This window comes from Pseudomonas sp. P5_A2_2 (assembly GCF_054177685.1).
On the sequence record NZ_JBGCUL010000750.1, the window covers coordinates 1 to 2,226 of the forward strand.

Consider the following 2,226-nt stretch of genomic DNA (forward strand, 5'->3'; position numbering starts at 1 on the left):
CGGTTTGCTTCGCGAGGCGGCAAGCAGCGTGCGGCCCGGGGGGCATTTGCTGATCATCGGCATCAATCCCTGGAGCACTTGGGGGCTGCGGCATGTGTTTGCCCAGGATGCGCTGCGCAAGGCGCGCTGCATTTCGCCGTCGCGGGTCGCGGACTGGCTGAACCTGCTGGGCTTCGCGCTGGAGAAACGCCGCTTCGGGTGCTATCGTCCGCCGCTTGCGTCACCGGCATGGCAGACTCGCCTGGCCGGTTGGGAGCGCAGGGCCGGTGACTGGCAACTGTCGGGCGGCGGCTTCTATCTGTTGGTGGCGCGCAAGATCGTGGTGGGCCTGCGACCGGTCCGTCAGGAGCGGCGCGAGCCGATGGGCAAGCTGATTCCTTTGCCGATGGCCAAGGTCAACCGGCGCAACATCGAACCGTAATACACACTTTTCATTTGCGGCCGGGCCTGTCCCGGCTTCGGCCGTTGTCGATCAGCGATCGGCGGGCCAGCGCATTTTCTGGATAGATTGGCATGAGCGATAGCGTAGAACTGTTCACCGACGGCGCCTGCAAGGGCAACCCTGGCCCTGGCGGCTGGGGCGCGCTGCTGGTGTGCAAGGGCGTCGAAAAGGAACTCTGGGGCGGCGAAGCCAATACCACCAACAACCGCATGGAGCTGATGGGCGCGATCCGCGGCCTGGAAGAGCTCAAGCGTCCCTGCGAGGTGCTGCTGGTGACCGACTCCCAGTACGTGATGAAAGGCATCAACGAGTGGATGGACAACTGGAAGAAGCGCGGCTGGAAAACCGCGGCGAAGGAGCCGGTGAAGAATGCTGACCTGTGGAAGTTGCTCGACGAGCAGGTCAATCGCCACAAGGTCACCTGGAAATGGGTGCGCGGACACATTGGCCATCACGGCAACGAACGGGCCGACCAGTTGGCCAACCGTGGCGTGGATGAAGTGCGCGGGTACAAGCAAAGCTGAATTGAGTTCAACCGATACACCGAGTTGCGGCCATCGTCGGAACGCCGCCCGGACCAAGCTCGCTCCCACATTTTGATCTGCGTCGAGCACAAACTTTGTGTGCACTGGCGATCCACTGTGGGAGCGAGCTTGCTCCGGGCGGCGCTCCGACGATGGGGGCAACACGGTGTATCTGAAAGACCCCGGCAAGCGTGTTAACATCGCCGCTTTTGCACGATTGACCGATTGAGAGCTGAGCGCTGATGGCCACCAGATCCGTAGTACTCGACACCGAAACCACCGGCATGCCGGTGACCGACGGCCACCGGATTATCGAAATCGGTTGTGTCGAGTTGATCGGCCGACGCCTGACGGGCCGGCACTTTCACGTGTACCTGCAACCCGATCGCGAAAGTGACGAGGGCGCCATCGGCGTCCACGGCATCACCAACGAATTCCTCGTGGGCAAGCCGCGTTTTGCCGAAGTGGCCGAAGAGTTCTTCGAGTTCATCAAGGGCGCGCAGCTGATCATCCATAACGCGGCGTTCGACGTTGGCTTCATCAACAACGAATTCGCCCTGATGGGGCAGCAGGACCGCGCGGACATCACGCAGCACTGCACGATCCTCGACACCCTGATGATGGCCCGGGAACGTCACCCGGGGCAGCGCAACAGCCTCGACGCCTTGTGCAAGCGCTATGGCGTCGACAACTCCGGCCGTGAACTGCACGGCGCCTTGCTCGACTCCGAGATTCTCGCCGACGTCTACCTGACCATGACCGGGGGGCAGACCAGCCTGTCCCTGGCCGGTAACGCCTCCGATGGCAATGGCTCCGGTGAAGGGGCGGACAATTCGGCCACCGAGATTCGCCGTTTGCCAGCAGATCGCCAGCCGACGCGCATCATCCGCGCCAGCGAGGACGACCTGGCCCGCCACGCGGCGCGCCTGGAAATCATCGGCAAATCCGCTGGAGCCCCTGCGTTGTGGGTGCAGTTGGCCGAGGCTGAAGCTCAGGTTTAGCCCTTTCAAAAAAAGGGACACCTTGTGACCCATTTCAGGGCATCCTGCTCGCCACATCTTCTGCAACACTCTACCCTGAGGTAATTGGCAGGCTCTGGTCTGCCGCCTCAGGACACTGAGCCTCATGTATAAAGATTTGAAATTCCCGGTCCTGATTGTCCATCGCGACATCAAGTCCGACAGCGTTGCCGGCGACCGTGTGCGGGGAATTGCCCGGGAGCTGGAGCAGGAAGGGTTCAGCGTCGTTTCAGCGGTGGAC

Annotated in this window: 3 protein-coding genes and 1 pseudogene; all 4 read left to right on the top strand. The window is 62.2% G+C overall.

Annotation, left to right across the window (positions count from 1 at the left end; all coding sequences use genetic code 11):
- Positions 1 to 421: pseudogene (locus ACXRVY_RS25145) on the top strand (SAM-dependent methyltransferase); the annotation flags it as partial.
- Positions 422 to 513: 92 nt separating this feature from the next.
- The gene (gene rnhA / locus ACXRVY_RS25150; RefSeq protein WP_053158774.1) at positions 514 to 966 is read left to right on the top strand and encodes a ribonuclease HI; all 453 of its coding nucleotides are present in this window, start codon (positions 514 to 516) and stop codon (positions 964 to 966) included.
- Between the two features lie 242 nt (positions 967 to 1,208).
- On the top strand, positions 1,209 to 1,967 hold the full coding sequence (dnaQ, locus tag ACXRVY_RS25155) for a DNA polymerase III subunit epsilon (protein WP_457266172.1): 759 nt from the start codon (positions 1,209 to 1,211) through the stop codon (positions 1,965 to 1,967).
- Positions 1,968 to 2,091: 124 nt separating this feature from the next.
- Positions 2,092 to 2,226, top strand: a 135-nt coding sequence (locus ACXRVY_RS25160; protein ID WP_458238537.1) for a hypothetical protein, incomplete at its 3' end; no start/stop codon positions are given.

What these genes read in the sequence shown, in the direction of transcription:
- rnhA (WP_053158774.1), top strand. Translation starts at nt 514, where the DNA reads ATGAGCGATAGCGTAGAACTGTTCACCGACGGCGCCTGCAAGGGCAAC.
- dnaQ (WP_457266172.1), top strand. Translation starts at nt 1,209, where the DNA reads ATGGCCACCAGATCCGTAGTACTCGACACCGAAACCACCGGCATGCCG.